This window comes from Sphingomonas sp. 77B, from assembly GCF_056497825.1.
In genome coordinates, this window is the sequence record NZ_JBWMBY010000001.1 from 247,162 (window position 1) to 265,487 (window position 18,326).

An 18,326-nucleotide genomic window follows, 5' to 3' on the forward strand; every position below is an offset into this window, starting at 1 on the left:
AATCCAATGAAGAACACCCCGCTTCTGCACGACGGGGCCGGAGAGAGATGATGCGCGACCTGTTCCTGCCCGCTGCGCTGACGGCGCTGATCCCCGGCATCGCCTGGGCCTCGCCGGATTGCAGCGGTCCTGTGGCGGCTTGCGAGCGCGCGACCCCGGGCGCGCTGCCGCTGCTGGCGCCGGGCCGGGTGGCGACCGTCGTGATCGATGCGGGCGACGCGCCGGGCGTCGCGCGGGCGGCTGGCGATCTGGTCGCGGACCTGAAGGCGGTCGGCGGTGGGGATGTCCGGCTCGGTCATGACATCTCGGGCGGCGCGACGGTGATCGCGGGGACGCTGGGCCATAGCACGGTCATCGATGCGCTGGTGAAGGCGGGCAAGCTCGACGTGGCGGGGCTGGCCGGTCAGTGGGAAGGCTATGTCGAGCAGGTCGTCGACAACCCTGCGCCGGGTGTCGCCCGTGCGCTCGTCATCGCGGGATCGGATCGGCGCGGCACGATCTTCGGCCTGTACGATATCAGCGCCAAGGCAGGCGTCAGCCCCTGGACCTGGTGGGCCGACGTACCGGCACAGGTGCACCGAACCCTTTTCCTGACGGCGGGGCGTGTCGCGGATCATCCGGTCGTCAAATATCGCGGCATCTTCATCAATGATGAGGAGCCGAGTTTTGGCGGCTGGGCGCGGGCCAGGTTCGGCGGGGTCAATCACCTGGCCTATGAGAAGGTGTTCAACCTGCTGCTGCGGTCCAAGGCCAATTTCCTCTGGCCCGCGATGTGGGGCAAGTCGCTGTGGGAGGACGATCCCGCCTCGGCGCCGCTCGCGCAGGAGATGGGGGTGCTGCTCGGCACCTCGCACCACGAACCCATGCAGCGCGCGCAGGCCGACTGGAAGCGCGAGGGTAGCGGGCCGTGGGACTATACGAAGAACGCCGCCACGCTCCAGGCATTCTGGCGCAAGGGCATCGAGCGGCGCGGCAAGGCCGAGGACCCGGTGACGATCGGCATGCGTGGCGACGGCGACGAACCGATGACGGAGGGCACCGCGACCGACCTGCTGGAGCGGATCGTCCGCGACCAGCGCCGGATCATCGGCGACGTGACCAAGCGTCCGGCGGCCGAGACGCCGCAGGTCTGGGCGCTCTACAAGGAGGTGCAGGATTATTACGACAAGGGGATGCAGGTTCCCGACGACGTGACCCTGCTGTTCGCCGACGACAATTGGGGCAATATCCGCCGCCTGCCCCCGATCGGCGAGCATCGCACGGGCGGGGCGGGGGTCTATTACCACTTCGATTATGTCGGTGGCCCGCGCAACTATAAGTGGCTCGACACGAATGCGATCCCGCGCGTGTGGCAGCAGATGCGGATGGCCGACGACTATGGCGCGGATCGGCTGTGGATCGTCAATGTCGGCGATCTGAAGCCGATGGAATATCCGATCAGCTTCTTCCTCGACATGGCGTGGAACCCCAAACGCATGAATCTCGCCGCGATGCAGGCCTATCCGGCGAAATGGGCGGCGGGGCAGTTCGGTGCGGCGCATGGGGCAGCGATCGGTGCGCTCCTGACCCGCTATGGTCAGCTGGCCAGCCGTCGCAAGCCCGAGCTGATCGATGCGACGACTTACGGCTTTGCCGATGGCGAATGGGCGCGGGTGCTGGGGGAGTGGACTGCGCTCGATGCGCAAGCACGCCGGGTCGGGGCGATGATCCCCGCCGATCTGCGCGATGCCTATTACGAGCTGGTTCTTCACCGGATCGAGGCGATGACCAATCTCCATCGGTTGTACGAGGCGGTCGCGGCCAACCGTGCGGCGGCGCAGGCGGGGGATGCGGGGAAGGCCAAGCGGTTCGCCGATGCGGCGCGCGGCTATTTCGCGCAGGACGCGGCGATCCGCCACCGCTACGAAGTCGACACGGCGGGCGGCAAATGGACCAGCATGATGGCCCAGACCCATATCGGCTATACCGGCTGGCAACAGCCCGACACGGACGTGATGCCCGCGCTGGCGACGGTCGAAAAGCCGTTGCCCCTACCGCCGCTCACGCCCAAACCATCGCTGCTGATCGCGGCCGACACCGGTCGAGCCGTTGACGGTCGCGGCATCCGCTGGCAGCGCGTGGCGGGCTTCACCGCCGAGGGCGCGGCGATGGTCGCGACGCCGACCACCGCGCGCGTCATCGAGCAGCCGGGGGGCGATAGCCCGCATATCGTCTATGACGTGAACCGGACGAAGGGCGGCCCGGTCACGCTAGGCATTGTCGCAGCACCGGGACTTGACGTGCGCGGCGGCGGCCAGCACCGGATCGCCGTGTCGGTCGACGACGGCGCGCCGGTCATCCTAAACCTGATGGCAGGCGAGACGGAAGAAAGCTGGGGCCGCTCGGTGATCGAGAACCGGCGCGTCGGCTCGACCACGCTGCCCAACCTCTTGGCCGGCAGGCACCGCATCACCCTATGGCTGGTCGATCCCGAGGTGGTGGTCGAAGGCGTGACGCTCAGCCCGCGCTAACCACCCCGCAGCATCCGCATCGCGTGAGCCCGGACCATCCTGGCATGGTCCGGGCCGTCGCTCAGAACGCCGTGGCGCTCCTTGGGGAGATGGGCGAGCGGATGGCCGTCGGGGCGGAAGACATAATGGTCGAACCAGGCTCGCCACGCCGCCCGCTCGGCAGGGGGGCGGCCTGCGATGGCGCTCATCGCCAGCAGCATGGTGGGGAAGGGCTGGTCCGGGCCGACGGGGAAGGCATCCCACCAGTAATTGACCAGGATGTTGAGCGCGCCCGTCGCCTCGACCCGGTGCCACCAGAGCTTGGGCATGTAGAGTGCATCGCCCGCCGCAAGCTCGACGATGATCGCCCGGTCGCGCGCCTGCTCGAACCGGGGATAGCGCGGGTCGCCGGGTTCGGCACCGGCGGCCAGCGCGACCGGCTGGCCCGCCATGGTATGGTCGATCGGCCCGACATAGAGGTCGCCGATCGCGTCGGGCGGATAGAGGGTGAAGGTCCGCCGCCCGGCCACGACGCACGCGATATTGTCCATCATGTCGTAGTGGCAGGCGATGGTCGACGCATGGCCGATCCAGATCAGGGGCGAAACGCCTGGCGGTGCGAAGGGCAGGCGGTTCTCCTCGGCCAGCCCCGGCAGGGCCTGGGCCATCGGCAGTGAGCCGACATAGAGGGTTTCGGTCTCGCTGCCCGCCGTAATCCTGCACACCGCCTCGCCAAGCGGCATTGCCTGTCGCCGGAAGTTGAAGCCTGACAGATCGTCGCTGTAATGATAGCGCCCGGCGATCGCGGCATCGCCGACGAACGCCTCGACCTGCGCCCCGGCATCGAAGCGCGAAAGATATGCGGCAAGCGTACCGTCCTCCGCTGCGATCCTCGCCAGTGGCCAGTCCGCCACCGCGCCGCGAATGACGACCGGGCGGCAGGGTTCGACCGCCAGCCGCCGGAAGGCGTCATGCCCGTCCAGCGCCGCGCGGTCGATCTCGGCCGCCGCCTGGGTCATCGGTCGAGACCGCTCAGCCGCTCGTTGCGCCGTCGCGCCAGTGTCGGGATATGCCGGATCGACCCTGTGAGTGCATAGATGAGTTGCAGGTCCCCCGAGCGGAACAATGCCAGCGCCACGTCATCGGACAGCGCATGCAGCGCGTCGAGGCTGACCGTGTAGAGCGAGTCGAGGCGCAGGCTCTCGCCATTGTCGAACTGGAAGTTCAGGTCGATGGGCTCGACCAGCTTGTGCTCCTCCAGCCGCCGGAGAAATCGTTCGGTTTCGGGCAGGCCGACATGCAGTCGCCGCAATGCCGCCTGAACCCGGCGCAGCGCCGGGGCCGGGCCGCCGTCCGTATCGAACACCGGCGCGCCGTCGATTGCGGCCAGGGCAGGGTGGTGCGCATCGATCGCGATATTCTCGCCGGAGACATAGAAGCCCTGGCGCTCCAGATCGGCAGGGCGATACCCGACCAACGTGCCGTCGCGGCCCAGGCAGAGATTTTCATCCGGCACCAGGCCCATTAGGGCGCCGGGATACAGGTCGCCCGTTTCGGGATGGCGGGCGAGCAGGATCGGATAGTGCAGCGCGGCGGCCAGAAACTCGTCGGCCACCAGCTGGACGAAGTGACGCCCCGCATCGGGGGCGGCGGAGACACGAAGGGTGGTATGCCGCGCGCTGTCGAGCAATTCCATTTCGGCCATGCTGATCCCTTCCTCCATCCCCTCCGGCTCCGCCGCGCATGACGCGAAACGGGCTGATCGTGCCGGAACTGTGATCGCCCCGTGCACCTGTCGTCAAGCCACGGGATAGCCATTTGATAGCGCTATGACAAATGGCTTGTGAGGCATTGATTATAACGCTAACATCAAATCATCGAATGGGTGGTACGGCGGCATAACGCCGGCTGCGCAGGAATATGATAAACAAAGGAGAGGGGAAGATGGTGGCTCGCACAGCTTTTGTGGCCGCATTCGTTTCGCGCCGGACCCTGATGGCGGGCGTCTCGCCGCTGATGGCACTGGCCATGGTGTCGCCGGGAACGGCCTTCGCCCAGACGGCAACCACCGCCCAGCAGGCTGGCACCCCGCAGGATCAGGCAACCGCCCCCAGCGAAGCGAACAACAGCCCTTCCCCGTCCGGTGAAGCGACGACCGCCGACATCGTCGTCACCGGCCTGCGCAGTTCGCTGCAGCGCAACCTTGACATCAAGCGCACCGCGACCGGGGTGGTCGACGCGATCTCTGCCGAAGACATTGGTAAGTTTCCCGATTCCAACGTCGCGGCCTCGCTTCAGCGACTGCCCGGCGTCTCGATCCAGCGCAACGGTTCGCGCGGCGAGCCGACCGGCATCACCGTTCGCGGCTTTGGCGGCGACTTCAACACCACCCTGTATGACGGTCGCCGCATCTCGACCGCGGCGGGTGGTCGCCAGATCGACTTCAGCACCGTCGGATCGGATTTCATCGGCGGCATCAGCGTCCTGAAGACGCCCGACGTCGCGCTGGCGTCCAGCTCGATCGGTGCGACCGTCGACATCCAGTTCCCCAAGCCGTTCGACCATCCGGGCTTCCGCGCCGCGGTCAGCGCTTCGGGGTCGTATCAGGATCATGCCGGTCACGTCGTGCCGACGCTCGGCGCGCTGGTCAGCGATACTTTCGCCGATGACACATTGGGTATCCTGTCGAGCTTTATCTATACCCGGCGTGATACCGATACCAACCGCGTCTTCGTGTCGGGTTGGCCGGGCGGCAACTTCGCTCCTTGCCAGTTGCAGGGCAGCACGGCCGCAACCTGCAACCCGACGACCAACACCACGGCCCCGGCCTCGGATCAGCGCACCCTGACCGGCTGGTTCCCGCAGCAATATGGCGCCGAGCAGCAGCGGACGAAGGACGAGCGCGTCGACGGCCGCGTCGCGCTGCAATGGCATCCGTCCGACGAGCTGATGGTCACGCTGGACAACAATTTCTCGCGCCAGACCATCACCACCAACGTCTTCGGCTTCGGCGTCTGGTTCAACCAGGGCGACCTGCGCAACGTGACGCAGGACGCCAACGGCACGGCGGTCAGCTTCACCCAGTCGGGCACCCCGACCGACTTCACCGCCGCGCTGAACAAGCAGGTGCTGCAGACCAACCAGACCGGCCTGAACGTCAAGTGGGACGTCAGCGACAAGCTGACCGTCGAGGCGGACGGAGCCTATGCCAAGAGCTGGTTGAACCCCGGCGGCGTCGTGGGCAGCAGCAACGGCGATATCGGCTATGGCGGTGCGCTCGGGACCAATCTGGGCTTCAACATCACGGGCGACAGCAACAAGTCGTTCCCGACGATCAGCAATTTCGGTCCCGCCGGGAATGGCGGTCGCTGGGCCGATCCGGCGCTGATCGGGTCGCACGTCACCGTGCTCCAGACCCAGAAGAATACCGACGACCTGAAGCAATTCCGTGCGGTGGCGACCTGGAAGGAAGACAATCTGACGCTGAAGGCGGGCGGTCAGTATGTCGACGACAAATTCTACCAGCAGAATGCCAGCACCTTCACCAACAATTACTGGCAGGCCTATGCCGGTTATGGTTCGCCGTCGGGTCGCAACACCGGCATCGCGCCGCTGCCCTCTAACCTGTATCAGGGGGCGATCAGCCTCAACAACTTCATTCCCGGTTTCCAGGGCAGCCTGCCGCCATCGGTCCTGATCTACAGCCCGCAAGCCTATCAGAATTACCTGACCGGCCTGGGCAATCCGCAGGCGCAGAATGTGCCGGGCTTCAACTATGGCGGCGGGGTCAACGGCTTCACCGGCGCCTTCGATCAGGCGATCGACCCGAACTCGGTTCGTACCATCCAGGAAAAGACCTGGTCGCTGTTCTTCAGCGCGCAGATCGAGGCGCAGGTCGCCAATATGCCGCTGCATATCGCGGTGGGCCTGCGGAACGAGAATACGCACCTGACTTCGGCAGGGCAGGGCCGTCAGCCCATTAGCATTGCCCAAAGCGCAGCGGACCCGACCCTGTTGTCGATCCTGTTCCCCGTCGACACCCAGCAGGTGATCGGCAAGAAAAACTATTCCTACATGCTTCCGACGCTCGACCTGCGTCTGGAAGTGACGGACAAGCTGCAGTTGCGCTTCGACGCCTCGCGCACGCTGACCCGTCCGGGCCTCACCCTGCTCAGCCCGGTGCTGAGCATCGGCAACGGCCAGCGTGTCGGCGCGCTCTCGGGCAGCGGCGGCAATCCGCAGCTGAAGCCCTATCTGGCGGACAATTACGATCTGGCCGCCGAATGGTATTACCAGCGTAACTCGTACCTTTCGGTCGACTTCTTCCTGAAGAATGTCAGCAACTTCATCGTCAACGGCGTGACCCGCCAGACGGTGAACGGCGTGGTCGACCCGACCACCGGCCAGCCTGCCATCTTCTCGATCTCGCAGTCGATCAACGGCCCGGACGCGACGGTGCGCGGCGTCGAAATCGCCTGGCAGCAGGTATTCGGCGACAGTGGCTTCGGCTTCCAGGCCAATGCGACGCTGGTCGATACCAACAAGCCGTATAACGCGCAGGACGTCTCGCAGAGCGGCTTCGCGGTCACGGGCCTGGCGAACTCGGCGAACTTCGTCGGCTTCTATGACAAGAACGGCTTCCAGTTCCGTACGGCGCTCAACTGGCGCGATGCGTATCTGCTGGCGTTCAGCCAGAACCAGAATACGGGTTCCTACGGCGCCGAGCCGACCTTCGTGAACCAGAGCTTCCAGGTCGATTTGACCAGCAGCTATGACGTCACGAAGAACTTCTCGGTCTTTGGCGAGGTGCTGAACCTCAACAACAACAAGCAGAGCACGCATGGCCGGTTCAAGAACCAGCTGCTCGACGTGTTCGATTATGGCCGCCGGGTGACGGTCGGCGCGCGCTACCGCTTCTGATGATGGCGTGACGGCGGGGATGGCGGGCTTCGGCTTGACATCCCCGTCCCTTATCGGACCTTCTTTCGCTTATGGTTCAGCCTGTTCAGAATATCGTGATCGTCGGTGGTGGTACGGCTGGCTGGTTGACGGCTGGCGTCATCGCCGCGCGGCATCAGGGGCGGCGGCCGCACGGCTTTGCGGTTACCTTGGTCGAGTCGCCCAACGTCCCCATCATCGGCGTCGGGGAAGGGACCTGGCCGACGCTGCGCACGACGCTGAAGCGGATGGGGGTGTCGGAGACGGCGTTCTTCCGCGAATGCGATGCGTCGTTCAAACAGGGTGCCCGGTTCAATCGCTGGACGACGGGCGCGGCCGATGACGGCTATTACCATCCGCTGATGCTGCCGCAGAGCTTCGCACAGGTGAACCTCGCCCCGCACTGGCTGACGGCGGAAGGTGACGAGGTCAGCTTCTGTGACGCGGTCACGCCGCAGGGGCGGATCTGTGACGCGGGGCTGGCGCCCAAGACGATCGCGACGCCCGAATATGAGGCGATCGCCAATTACGCCTATCACCTCGACGCGGGAAAATTCGCCGATTTCCTACGTCGCCATTGTTGCGAGCAGTTGGGCGTCCGGCATGTGCTGGCCGATGTCGAAGAGGTCCTGCTGACTGAGAATGGCGACATTCGCAGCGTTCGGACGGCGCAGGCGGGTGAAGTGGCGGGCGACCTGTTCATCGACTGCACCGGCTTTCGCTCGCTGCTGCTTGGCGAGGCCATGGGGGTGCCGTTCAAGCCGCTGAACGACGTGCTGTTCTGCGACACCGCGCTCGCCATCCAGGTGCCCTATGACGATCCCGAGGCGCCGATCGCCTCGCATACCATTTCCACGGCACAGTCGTCGGGCTGGATCTGGGACATCGGCCTGCCGACCCGGCGTGGCGTGGGGCATGTCTTTTCGAGCAGCCATATCGACCGCGACGACGCCGAGCGCGAGCTGCGCGCCTATCTGGGCGAGGCGGGGCAGGATTTGCCGGTGCGCGAATTGAAGATCCGCGCGGGGCATCGCGCCCGTTTCTGGGAGCGCAACTGCGTCGGCGTGGGGCTGGCGGCGGGGTTCCTCGAGCCGCTGGAGGCCTCGGCCATCGTGCTGATCGAGCTGTCGGCCAAGCTGATCGCCGAGCAGATGCCTGCCTGTCGCGAGGTGATGGATACCGTCGCCAAGCGGTTCAATGAGACGACCTTGTACCGCTGGGGGCGGATTGTCGACTTCCTGAAGCTGCACTATTCCCTGACCAAACGAACCGACAGCGACTTCTGGCGGGACAATTGCCGACCGGAGACGATGCCGGATCGATTGCAGGAGCTGATGGAACTGTGGCGCTATCAGGCGCCGTGGATGCATGACGAATTTGACCGGGTGGAGGAGGTCTTTCCCTCCGCCAGCTATCAATATGTGCTCTACGGCATGGGCCAGCGCACCGCCATCGCGCCGGGGAGCCTGATCGCCGAGACGGTCGCGGCCGAACGGGCGCGGCGGGAGAATGACGTGCAGACCGGGCGGTTGCTGTCAGGGTTGCCGAAGCACCGGGATCTGATCCGCAGGATCGTCGAGCGGGGGTTGCCTGCGATTTGAGGGGCGGGGCGTGGCCTTCGACTTCGCTCAGGCTGAACGGAGCGAAGAGTGAAGGCTACCCGTTCCAACATCCGTTCAGCCTGAGCGAAGTCGAAGGCCAAGGGATTACCGCCCCGACAATGTGAAGCTGTCCACGTCCATCCACCCGCCTTTCGTGCCCGGATTGTAGCAGAACAGCGCATATTGCTGCCCCTGGAACGTGCCCGTCCGCCAGTCGAAGGCGAGCGGAAAATCACCGCCCAATGTCTGCCAGTCTCGCCCGTCCATACTATAGGCGACGCTGGCCCGGTCGCTCTTGAAGTCCATGTCCGTGCGCAGGAACAGCCGGTTCGCTGACACCGGCTTGGCATCGACGCGAACGTCGGTCTTTTGCGTCGTGCCCTTGTCCGCCGCGACATCCTCGATCACCCGCATGGTCAGGGTCAGCCGTCCGCCGTCATCCCGGCCGACCGCGATATGGCCGCTATATTTGCCGAAGGTGCCGAAGCCGCACTGGTCGCCGCTGCGGATATGCGTCGTATCGATCGCCACCGTGCCCCGGCTGAACGGCCCTTGCGCCTTTTGCAGAAGCGTGTTGCGCGCGCTCCACAAGGCCGGGGCCCGACCAGCGCGCAGTCGCATCCAACCCGGCCGCTCGGTCAGCGACCAGTCGCTGGCAACGGGATTGTGGTTCCATTGCCATTGCAGCCCCAGCTTGCGCCCCGAAAAATCATCCGAGGCGGGAAGGACGCCGATGGGCTGGCCCTGGATCGGCTTGGTCGCGGTGGCGGGCACGCGCCCGGGGGCATCGGGCGTGCCCCAGACCGGCCAGCCGTCCTTCCAGAACACGGGGCTGATATTGGTCATCCTGCCGACCGCGCCCGCATCGACCATGACGAAGCCGTAATCGCGGCCGTCGGGTAGATCGACGATCGCGCCCTGGTGGCCGCCGGTCTTGTCGTCGATCTGGTCGTGCGTTTCCCACGGCCCAAACAGGCTTTTCGCGCGCGACACGGTCATGCCCAGCCGCCGGGGAATGGCATTGAACATGTAATAATATTCGCCGCGCTTGACGATCTTCGAGCCCTCCGCGCCCTTGTTATAATAGACGACGCGCTTGTCGGTCACGGTGCGCAGGTCGCGGTCCAGGCTGAGCAGCGTGTTGGTGCCGTCCGACCCGACCGAGGTCATGATATAGGCGCGGCCGTCGGTGTCGAAGAACAGGCCCGGATCGAAGGCGGCTTCGCTGATCCGGTTCATTTCCCAGGGCCCGCGAATGTCCTTCGAGCGATAGATGCGCGTCTTCTCGCCGACCGGCGTCACCGCGATATAGAAGACGCCGTCGCGGTAACGCAGGCTGGGCGCGAAGATGCCCTTACGATACGCGCCGCCGTCCGTCAGGTCATATTGCGGTAGCCCCTCCAGCCGGTCGATGACATGGCCGACGAAGCGCCAGTTTACCAGATCGCGCGAGGTCATGATGGTCAGGCCGGGGACGTTCGCGAAGGTCGTGGTGATGAAGTAGAAGTCGCGACCGACCCGGATGATGTCGGGATCGGGATAATCGGCATAGAGCGGCGGATTGGCGTAGGTGCCGTCACCGCGATCCGACTGCCAGACCTGCGCTCCGGCCAAAGCGGGCAAGGCGGCCAGCAGCGCGAGGGGAAGCCACCTCATTTCGGGTTGTACACATAGGGGCCGACCACCGTGCCGACGAACCCGCCTGCCCGCGCGGTGCTCAGGAAACGGGTGTCGAGATCGCTTGTCAGTGTCGCGCGCTTGCCGCCGCTCTCATAGTCGAAACCCATCGTCCCGCCCTTGGCATGAAGCGTCAGCGTCACCGGCCCCTCGGGCGTGAAGGGCGCGGAGGCGATCAGCGTTTCGGGCGCCGTCTCGTCGCGAGTGTTCTTGCCCTCGCGCTTGTAGAGCGCGATGCGGGGCTGGCCGTCGATGCGGGTCAGGCCGAAGAACAGATAGGCATAGTCGTTCTGCATCGCGACCAGACCGGCGCGGGCACCGTCCCTGGTCGGAGTGAAGCGCAGCGTGGTCGAGACATCGGCGATCGCATGCTGCTGCCGCCGTCCAACAAAGCCCGGCACGCCCTGCCGGTCGCCCAGTGGATCGCCACCCTTCATCGTGAGCGTGCCATTCGCGACCGAATAGAATGGTGTCTTCGGCGTCCGCACGCCGATCCATAGCATCGCCAGCCGGTTGCCGTCGAACTCGTCGGTATAGCCGAAATCGCCGCTGTTCGGCAGCTTGGGCGCAGGCGAGGCGGGCAGGTTCGGCACCCTATGGGTCCAGGGCACGGTCTTGCCGTGCTCGAGAATGATCGGCCAGCCGTCCTTCCACGTCACGGGCAGCAGGAAGGTCTCGCGCCCGATATTGTAGAAGTCGTCGGCATAGGGCCGCGTCGCCAGGAAAGTGGCCCACCAGTCGCCATTCTGCGTCTGGACCAGCTCGGCATGGCCTGCCGCGCTGATCGGATGCGGGCGCTTCGGATCGAGGTCGCGTTGGGTCAGGATCGGATTGTTGGCAAAGGGCACATAGGGGCCGCGAAGCTCTTTCGAGCGCAAGACGACCTGCGAATGGTTGACGCTCGTTCCCCCTTCGGCGGCGGTCAGGTAATACCAGCCGTCCTTCTTCAAGATATGCGGCCCCTCGATCCAGACGGGCTTTTTCGACAGGTCGACGCCGCCATTGACCAGCTGCGTGCTCTCGCCGACCATCTTGCCCGCCCGCCAGTCATATTCCTGGATCCAGATGGCGCGGTGGCCGTCGTAACGCGGCGTTTCATCGGGGGCGCGGTTGTTGACGATATAGGCGCGGTCGCCTTCCCAATAGATGGACGGATCGATGCCCTCGAAGGGAAGCCAGATCGGGTCGGACCAGGGCCCCTCCGGCTTCTTCGCGGTGATGACGAAATTGCCCCGGCACTGGACGCAGGTGTTGACGATGTAAAAGGTGCCGTCGTGATAGCTGATGTCGGGCGCGAACACCGCCTCCGACACCGAACGGCCGGTGAAGTCCAGCTGGCCCGGCCGGTCGATCGCATTGCCGATCTGCGTCCAGTGAACGAGGTCGGTCGAGTGGAAGATCGGCAGGCCGGGGAAATGCGCAAAGGACGAGTTGACGAGGTAATAGTCCTTGCCGACCCGCGTCACCGACGGATCGGGATAATAGCCCGAAATGATCGGGTTCAGATACTCGCCCGCCTTGGGCTTCACCTGCTCGATCGAGCGGCCCTGATAGGTGAAGCGGTCGAACGTTGCGGTCTGGGCGGACGCCCCGCCCGCCATGACGAACGACAGGGCAAGGGCAGCGAAGGGCAGGCGGATCATGCGATCGACTTTCGAACGGGGGCGGCGCTGAGCGCGGCGGCGATGGCGGCACGCATCGGCTTGGGCTTGAGCGCCTCGTCATAGGGCAGGGGACGCTGCGGCAGGCCGTCTGCGCGCGGGGCGAAGCCGTTGAGCCAGCTATGCTTGTCCCACAGGCCCCAGCACAGCAGCTGGTCAAGTTGCGGATAGGCCAGCATCATTTCGAGATAGCTCTTGGCGACCGAGGCGACCTGCGCATCGCGCTGGGCGATGTCCTTGGGCATTTCGCGGTCGTTGATGTCGAACTCGGTGATGAGCAGGCGATAACCCATCGCCGTGACCTCATCCAGAAAGTGCTTCCACTCGGCACGCTGGACCTTCGAATGGCTGCCGTCATTGCCCAGATGGCTCTGGATGCCGAGCGCGTCGACGGGGACATTCTCCTTGCGGAACCGCTCGAGCAGGCGAAGCACGCCCGCGCGGTGCGTCTCGTTGCCGACCTCCCACGACATATAGTCGTTATAGACGCGCTGGGCGTGCGGCGCGTGTTCGCGGGCGGCCTCATAGGCGATCTTGAACACGTCGAAGCCCAATGCCTTGTCGAACACCGTGCCCCGGACCTCGCCGGTCTTGGGGTCGATCGTCTCGTTGACCACGTCCCAGCTGTAAATCTGGTCGCCGAAATGCCCCGCGACGGCCGCGATATAGCGGCGCAGCCATGTCTCCGCGCCGGTCTTCGTCACCGTCTCGGCCAATGCGGGCGAGATATATTTCTCGTAATTCCACAAAAGCGTATGCCCGCGCTGCTTCATGCGGTTGTCGCGGGCGAACCCGGCGATCCGGTCGGCGGGAGCGAAGTTCAGGTGGGCCGGGTCGTTGCCTAGCACATAGACCTTCATCTCGTTTTCGGGGACCAGCACGTCGCATTCGCGGGCGACGATCGCGCCGTAACCCGGATCGTTGATCGGCGAACCCCGGCCCGCATTGATCGCGGTGCCGAACAGGATGCCCTTCTGCGCCGCCAGATCACGCAGCGATGGTGCGCCCTGTGCCCGTAACGACGCAGGTAGCGCTCCCATCGCGAGCCCACCTGCGATCCCGGCCAATTGCTGACGCCGTGTCAGCATTGGCCCCTGCCAATTGGGTTTCATCACCCTCTCCCTTGTCCTTTACCCGAACTTTGCATGACCCGCGTCAAACGGCAAGGCCATGAAAGTCGGGGGGAAGTCCGTCACCCCGTCAGGCGAGCATCGACCCAAACGACGGGCAGGGCGGCGTCGGGAGCGCTATCGGCGCGGGCGACCAGCTCGATCAGCTTGCGGCCCCGCACATCCGCCTCGACGGCAACCGGAGCCTCATTGAGCGCGACGGCAGGCGAGCGGGTGAGGAGCTTGCCGTCGCCATAGACCTCGAACACCACCCGCCGTCCGCGTGCCGTCGCGGAGTCGTCGATGCCGACCAGGGCGTTGAAGCGCGCCTGACCGGGATTGCGTACCTCCAGGCGCGAATTGGCGAGCACGCCGATGCCGGTGTCGTACACCTTGCCGCTCAGCCTTAGCGGTCGGCCGAAGGGCGTGCGATCGGCCTGCGCGCCGCCCCAACCGGCATATTGCGGGAAGTCGCCCGGCCCCTTGCTACCGCCCCAGGGGCTGAGTTCGTGATGGATGGTCGGATCGCCCTCCGGCGTGGCGATGCCGTCCTCGGCGGGGTTCACATCGCTGGGGGCCTCGGACAGATAATGGCCATCTGCCAGACGATGCGCGCCGGTCACGCGGTAGATCAGCGTCTGGTGCGGGGCGAGGGTCAGCTTGGTTTCGCCCGAGAAGCTGCTCTTCGCCCCGGTCCACAGATCAGTCATCGCGACATCGCCGCGCAGCTTCAGGTGGTCGGCAGTCAGCACCGGCTGCACCGGTGCGGCAGTGCGGTTCAGGATCGCCACCGCCTTGTCGCCGTTTGCGAGGCTCTTCACGAAAATCTGCACATCGTCGGACAGATAGGCGGGGACCGCCTGGTTGGCGCCCGGATCCTGATTGAGCGCGATAATCGCCCGGTTGCCCAGCAGGGCCAGTTGCTCCGCATTGGCCTTGCGCAGGTCGAACCCGATCAGCAGCGGCGCGTTCATCATCGCCCACATCGCGAAGTGCGAGCGCGCCTCGGTCATGTGGTTCGCGTCGAACTCACCCGAGCCGACGAACAGCATGTCGGGGTCGTTCCACGTATGCGGATGCGCATAGAGCGCACGGCTGGCGCTGGTATCGAGGTTGGTCAGCATCCGTGACCAGTGGGCAGTGATGTCGTCGCTGGTCCGCGAGACATTGCCGATCTGCTTGCCCCAGCTTCGCACATCCGCCGAACCCCATAGGCACAGCGAAAAGAGATAGTCGCCATCGGGATTCTCGCGCTTCAAGGCGGTCGCCACCTGATCGTAAAGCGTGCGCACCGCCGGAATGTTCGTGCGCGCGAGCGAGTTCATGTCGATCAGCGGTGTCAGCTCGCGATAATCGCCCTTGCGGACATGGTCGCTGTCCTTGCCCAGCCCGCGAATGCCGCAGCCGTCGACCTTGATATAATCGAAGCCCCATTCGCGGAAATACAGCGCGATATCCTGATCGATATGGCCGTACAGCCCGACCTCGCGCTCGGCGATCGTGCCTTCGGGCTGGTTGGCGAAATTGGGGGTGTAGACCTGGCCGCAACTGTTGCGGCCGATGTCCGAATAGATCCCCGCCTTGAACCCCATGGCGTGAAGTCGGTCGGTCAGCGGCCGAAAGCTGGTCTGCTGGTTGGGACCAGCGGCGGCGGAGGGAAATTTGTCGGCGCGGATGACCATGCGGCCATCGGGCTGGCGGCGGCGTAGCCACCAGCCGTCATCGATGTTGATATAGCGATAGCCCGCCTCGCGCAGCCCCTTGTCGACGATCAGCTGGGCCGAGGCCATGACCTTTTCCTCGTCGACATCGCTGTTGAACGCGTTCCAGCTGTTCCAGCCCATCGGCGGCAAAGCGGCTTGGCCGTCCTGATTGGCGCTCCATCGCCCTGTCGGCGCCAGCGGGTCGGCCTTGTCCGCTGCGGAGGCCGGGCTGGAGGACATCCAGGCGATAGAGATAGCGCTCGCGAAAACCCTGGCGATGATGGGCCGCATGATGATCCTCCCCGTGATGGTGTTTGCATGATCTTGTCCGACTAAACAGGCGCTGTCCACCGACGGAGCGTTGAAAAGACCCATGAAAATCGAATGCTGGACGAAGTCGGCTTTCGTGATACCGTTACCAAAAATAAGGTTTCAGGGGAGAGAGTTGGCATGAAGGCATGGCGTGCGGCGATCCTTTCGGCTCTGTCGCTATCGACCTCCGGCATGGTCCTGGCGCAGCAGCAGGCGGCGGCCGGGCCCGAACAGGCCGAGGCCCTGGCGGCTCGGCTGGTCGGGCGGATGACCACCGACGAAAAGCTCGGCCAATTGCTCAACACCGCACCCGCCATCCCCCGGCTGGCGGTGCCCGCCTATAACTGGTGGACGGAATCGCTGCATGGCGCGCTGGGCCCGGTGCCGACGACCAACTTCCCCGAGCCGGTCGGGCTGGCGGCGACCTTCGACGATGCGCTGGTCGGGCGCGCGGCGCAGGCGATCAGCGCCGAGGTGCGCGGGCTCCATGCGCTGGCGCGGACGACCGGGCGGATGGGGCGGATCGGCACCGGGCTCGACACCTGGTCGCCCAATATCAACATCTTCCGCGACCCGCGTTGGGGGCGGGGGCAGGAGACCTATGGCGAGGATCCGTTCCTGACCGCCAGGATGGGCGTCGCGTTCGTGCGCGGGATACAGGGCGACGATCCAACCCGGATCGATGTCGTCGCCACACCCAAACATTATGCGGTGCACAGTGGCCCGGAATCGACCCGGCACGAAGCCAATGTCTATGTTTCGCAGCATGATCTGGTCGATACCTATCTGCCCGCCTTTCGCGCCGCGATCGTCGAGGGCGGGGCCGGATCGATTATGTGCGCCTATAACCGGATCGACGGCCAGCCCGCCTGCGCCAGCGACCTGCTGCTGAAGGATTATCTGCGCGGACGCTGGGGTTTTCGCGGCTATGTCGTGTCAGATTGCGATGCGGTGAAGGACATCGCGGCCAACCATCATTATGCCCCCGATGCGGCAAGCGCGGTGGCGGCGGCGATGCGGGCAGGCGTCGATAACGAGTGCAACAACGCCACGCTGACCGACACGGACGGGCTGACCAATCCGTATCGCGAGGCGCTGTCGCGCGGGTTGATCTCGGTCGCGGATATCGACCGTTCGCTGACCCGGCTGTTCGCCGCGCGCTATCGAACCGGCGATCTGCCGGGCCTGCGCCCGCTATCGAGCCAGTCCAACTCGCCTCGCGACATCGACACGCCCGCCCACCGCGCGCTGGCGCTGGAGGTCGCGGAAAAGAGCCTGGTGCTGCTCAAGAACAGGGGCACCCTGCCATTGAAGCCCCATGCCCGGATCGCGGTGATCGGCCCGCTGGGCGACGCGACGCGGGTGTTACGCGGCAACTACTCCTCCTCGCTGTCGGGGCCGCAGGTATCAGTGGTCGAGGGGCTGCGGCAGGCCATGCCGGGCGCGCAGGTGCGCTATGTGCCGTTCGCCGAGACCTATACCGATGGCGATCCGATCCCGACGACCGCGCTCCAGGCTGAGGACGGCAAGCCGGGATTGACCGCGCGCTATTACAATGTCGTCGGCCGCATTCCCGACCGCTTCGCCCCCGGCGCGCTGAACGACTGGTTGAAAACGGCCAGGTTCGAGAATCGGCCGGTCGTCACCCGTGTCGAGGCCAATGCCGCCTCTCGCAGCCTGGACCTGTCATCCGTTCGCGACGTGCATCGCGCGATATGGACAGGCTATCTCATGCCGCCGGAAACCGGGCGTTACCGGCTCGGCATCGCGGGTTTCAACGGCGCGATGACCTTTGACGAACAGCCCTTCGTCGACCTCACCAAGGCATCGTGGAACAGCCTGCCCACGATGCGCACCGTCACACTGGAAAAAGGGCGTCGCTACTCGATCACCGTCACGACTGAGGCGCGTATCCTGACCGGCATCAATCTGGTCTGGAAGCGCGTGTCCGACGATCCAGCGGCCGAACTGCGCGCGGCGGCCAAGGCCAGCGACGCGCTGGTCGCGGTCGTGGGCCTGACCTCCGATCTGGAGGCCGAGGAAGCGCCGATTGCGGTCCCCGGCTTCAAGGGCGGCGACAAGACGACGCTCGACCTGCCCGCCGACCAGCAGGCGCTGCTCGAAGAGGCCAAGGCGACTGGCCGCCCGCTGATCGTCGTACTGATGAACGGCAGCCCGGTGAACCTGGCCTGGGCCAAGGCGAATGCGGACGCCATTGTCGAGGCCTGGTATCCGGGGCAGGCGGGTGGGCTTGCGGTCGGCCATGTCCTGTCGGGCAAGACGAACCCGGCGGGGCGCCTGCCGCTGACCTTCTATCGTTCGGTCGAGGATCTGCCGCCGTTCGGCGACTATGCGATGAAGGGGCGGACCTATCGCTACTTCACCGGCAGGCCCGTGTATCCGTTCGGTTATGGGCTCAGCTACACCAGCTTCGCCTATGCGCCGGTGTCGGTAAAGCCGGGGGCGAACGGCAGCATGACCGTCACGACCGAGGTGCGCAATACCGGCCGTCGCGAGGGCGACGAGGTGGCGCAGCTCTATCTCAATTTTCCAAATCTGGAAGGCACGCCGCGCGTCGCGCTACGCGGCTTCCGGCGATTGCATCTGGCCCCCGGCGAGCGAAAGAGTCTGACCTTCATGCTCAGCCCGCGCGACCTGAGCGCAGTGGATGCCGATGGTCAGCGGCTGGTGATGAAAGGCGACTATCGCGTGTCGGTCGGATCGGGGCAGCCGGAAACCGGCGTGCCGGCGCGCAGCGCGTCCTTCCGGATCGATCAGGCGACGCCGATCGAAGATTGATTGGTAATTTTTTCCTCCCCTGGAAGGGGAGGAAAGG

The 18,326-nt window shown here is 65.3% G+C and carries 10 protein-coding genes; 4 read left to right on the forward strand and 6 right to left on the reverse strand.

Features of this window, described 5'->3' with window-relative positions:
• Nucleotides 1–50 precede the first annotated feature (50 nt).
• Nucleotides 51–2,510: a glycosyl hydrolase 115 family protein gene (locus tag AC1GI4_RS01170; protein ID WP_479628244.1), complete on the forward strand. Its 2,460-nt coding sequence runs from the start codon at nt 51–53 to the stop codon at nt 2,508–2,510.
• On the opposite strand, the gene AC1GI4_RS01175 is transcribed toward AC1GI4_RS01170, so the two are convergent.
• Together AC1GI4_RS01175 and AC1GI4_RS01180 are read right to left on the reverse strand one after the other, a co-directional pair.
• Entirely contained in the window at nt 2,507–3,508 is a 1,002-nt protein-coding gene (locus AC1GI4_RS01175; RefSeq protein ID WP_479628245.1) for a cupin-like domain-containing protein, read from the reverse strand. The two genes, AC1GI4_RS01170 and AC1GI4_RS01175, sit on opposite strands and share 4 nt — an antisense overlap.
• Nucleotides 3,505–4,194, reverse strand: a complete 690-nt coding sequence (locus AC1GI4_RS01180) for a SapC family protein (protein WP_479628246.1) — start codon at nt 4,192–4,194, stop codon at nt 3,505–3,507. Before AC1GI4_RS01180 ends, AC1GI4_RS01175 begins: the two co-directional genes overlap by 4 nt.
• Nucleotides 4,195–4,433: 239 nt before the next feature.
• On the opposite strand from AC1GI4_RS01180, the gene AC1GI4_RS01185 reads away from it, so the two are divergent.
• Nucleotides 4,434–7,409 (forward strand): TonB-dependent receptor, encoded by a 2,976-nt coding sequence (locus AC1GI4_RS01185; RefSeq protein ID WP_479628247.1) that lies wholly within the window; start codon nt 4,434–4,436, stop codon nt 7,407–7,409.
• A 71-nt stretch (nt 7,410–7,480) separates the two neighbouring features.
• Complete coding sequence (locus AC1GI4_RS01190; RefSeq protein WP_479628248.1) at nt 7,481–9,028, forward strand: tryptophan halogenase family protein; 1,548 nt, start codon at nt 7,481–7,483, stop codon at nt 9,026–9,028.
• A 105-nt stretch (nt 9,029–9,133) separates the two neighbouring features.
• On the opposite strand, the gene AC1GI4_RS01195 is transcribed toward AC1GI4_RS01190, so the two are convergent.
• From AC1GI4_RS01195 to AC1GI4_RS01210, 4 genes are all read right to left on the reverse strand, one after another.
• On the reverse strand, nt 9,134–10,684 hold the full coding sequence (locus AC1GI4_RS01195; protein WP_479628249.1) for a glycoside hydrolase family 43 protein: 1,551 nt from the start codon (nt 10,682–10,684) through the stop codon (nt 9,134–9,136).
• Nucleotides 10,681–12,348: a glycoside hydrolase family 43 protein gene (locus AC1GI4_RS01200; protein ID WP_479628250.1), complete on the reverse strand. Its 1,668-nt coding sequence runs from the start codon at nt 12,346–12,348 to the stop codon at nt 10,681–10,683. The genes AC1GI4_RS01195 and AC1GI4_RS01200 overlap by 4 nt, the downstream gene beginning before the upstream one ends.
• On the reverse strand, nt 12,345–13,406 hold the full coding sequence (locus AC1GI4_RS01205) for an endo-1,4-beta-xylanase (RefSeq protein ID WP_479628251.1): 1,062 nt from the start codon (nt 13,404–13,406) through the stop codon (nt 12,345–12,347). Before AC1GI4_RS01205 ends, AC1GI4_RS01200 begins: the two co-directional genes overlap by 4 nt.
• Nucleotides 13,407–13,558: 152 nt before the next feature.
• Nucleotides 13,559–15,418, reverse strand: coding sequence for an NPCBM/NEW2 domain-containing protein (locus AC1GI4_RS01210; protein WP_479628252.1), 1,860 nt, complete (start codon nt 15,416–15,418; stop codon nt 13,559–13,561).
• 210 nt (nt 15,419–15,628) lie between these two features.
• Here AC1GI4_RS01210 and AC1GI4_RS01215 point away from each other — a divergent pair, with 210 nt between their 5' ends.
• Entirely contained in the window at nt 15,629–18,289 is a 2,661-nt protein-coding gene (locus AC1GI4_RS01215; protein WP_479628253.1) for a glycoside hydrolase family 3 C-terminal domain-containing protein, read from the forward strand.
• The last annotated feature ends 37 nt before the right edge of the window (nt 18,290–18,326 follow it).

What these genes read in the sequence shown, in the direction of transcription:
- AC1GI4_RS01190 (WP_479628248.1), top strand. Translation starts at nt 7,481, where the DNA reads ATGGTTCAGCCTGTTCAGAATATCGTGATCGTCGGTGGTGGTACGGCT.
- AC1GI4_RS01205 (WP_479628251.1), bottom strand. Translation starts at nt 13,406, where the DNA reads ATGGGAGCGCTACCTGCGTCGTTACGGGCACAGGGCGCACCATCGCTG.
- AC1GI4_RS01175 (WP_479628245.1), bottom strand. Translation starts at nt 3,508, where the DNA reads ATGACCCAGGCGGCGGCCGAGATCGACCGCGCGGCGCTGGACGGGCAT.
- AC1GI4_RS01215 (WP_479628253.1), top strand. Translation starts at nt 15,629, where the DNA reads ATGAAGGCATGGCGTGCGGCGATCCTTTCGGCTCTGTCGCTATCGACC.
- AC1GI4_RS01195 (WP_479628249.1), bottom strand. Translation starts at nt 10,684, where the DNA reads ATGAGGTGGCTTCCCCTCGCGCTGCTGGCCGCCTTGCCCGCTTTGGCC.
- AC1GI4_RS01200 (WP_479628250.1), bottom strand. Translation starts at nt 12,348, where the DNA reads ATGATCCGCCTGCCCTTCGCTGCCCTTGCCCTGTCGTTCGTCATGGCG.
- AC1GI4_RS01180 (WP_479628246.1), bottom strand. Translation starts at nt 4,194, where the DNA reads ATGGCCGAAATGGAATTGCTCGACAGCGCGCGGCATACCACCCTTCGT.
- AC1GI4_RS01210 (WP_479628252.1), bottom strand. Translation starts at nt 15,418, where the DNA reads ATGTCCTCCAGCCCGGCCTCCGCAGCGGACAAGGCCGACCCGCTGGCG.
- AC1GI4_RS01185 (WP_479628247.1), top strand. Translation starts at nt 4,434, where the DNA reads ATGGTGGCTCGCACAGCTTTTGTGGCCGCATTCGTTTCGCGCCGGACC.
- AC1GI4_RS01170 (WP_479628244.1), top strand. Translation starts at nt 51, where the DNA reads ATGCGCGACCTGTTCCTGCCCGCTGCGCTGACGGCGCTGATCCCCGGC.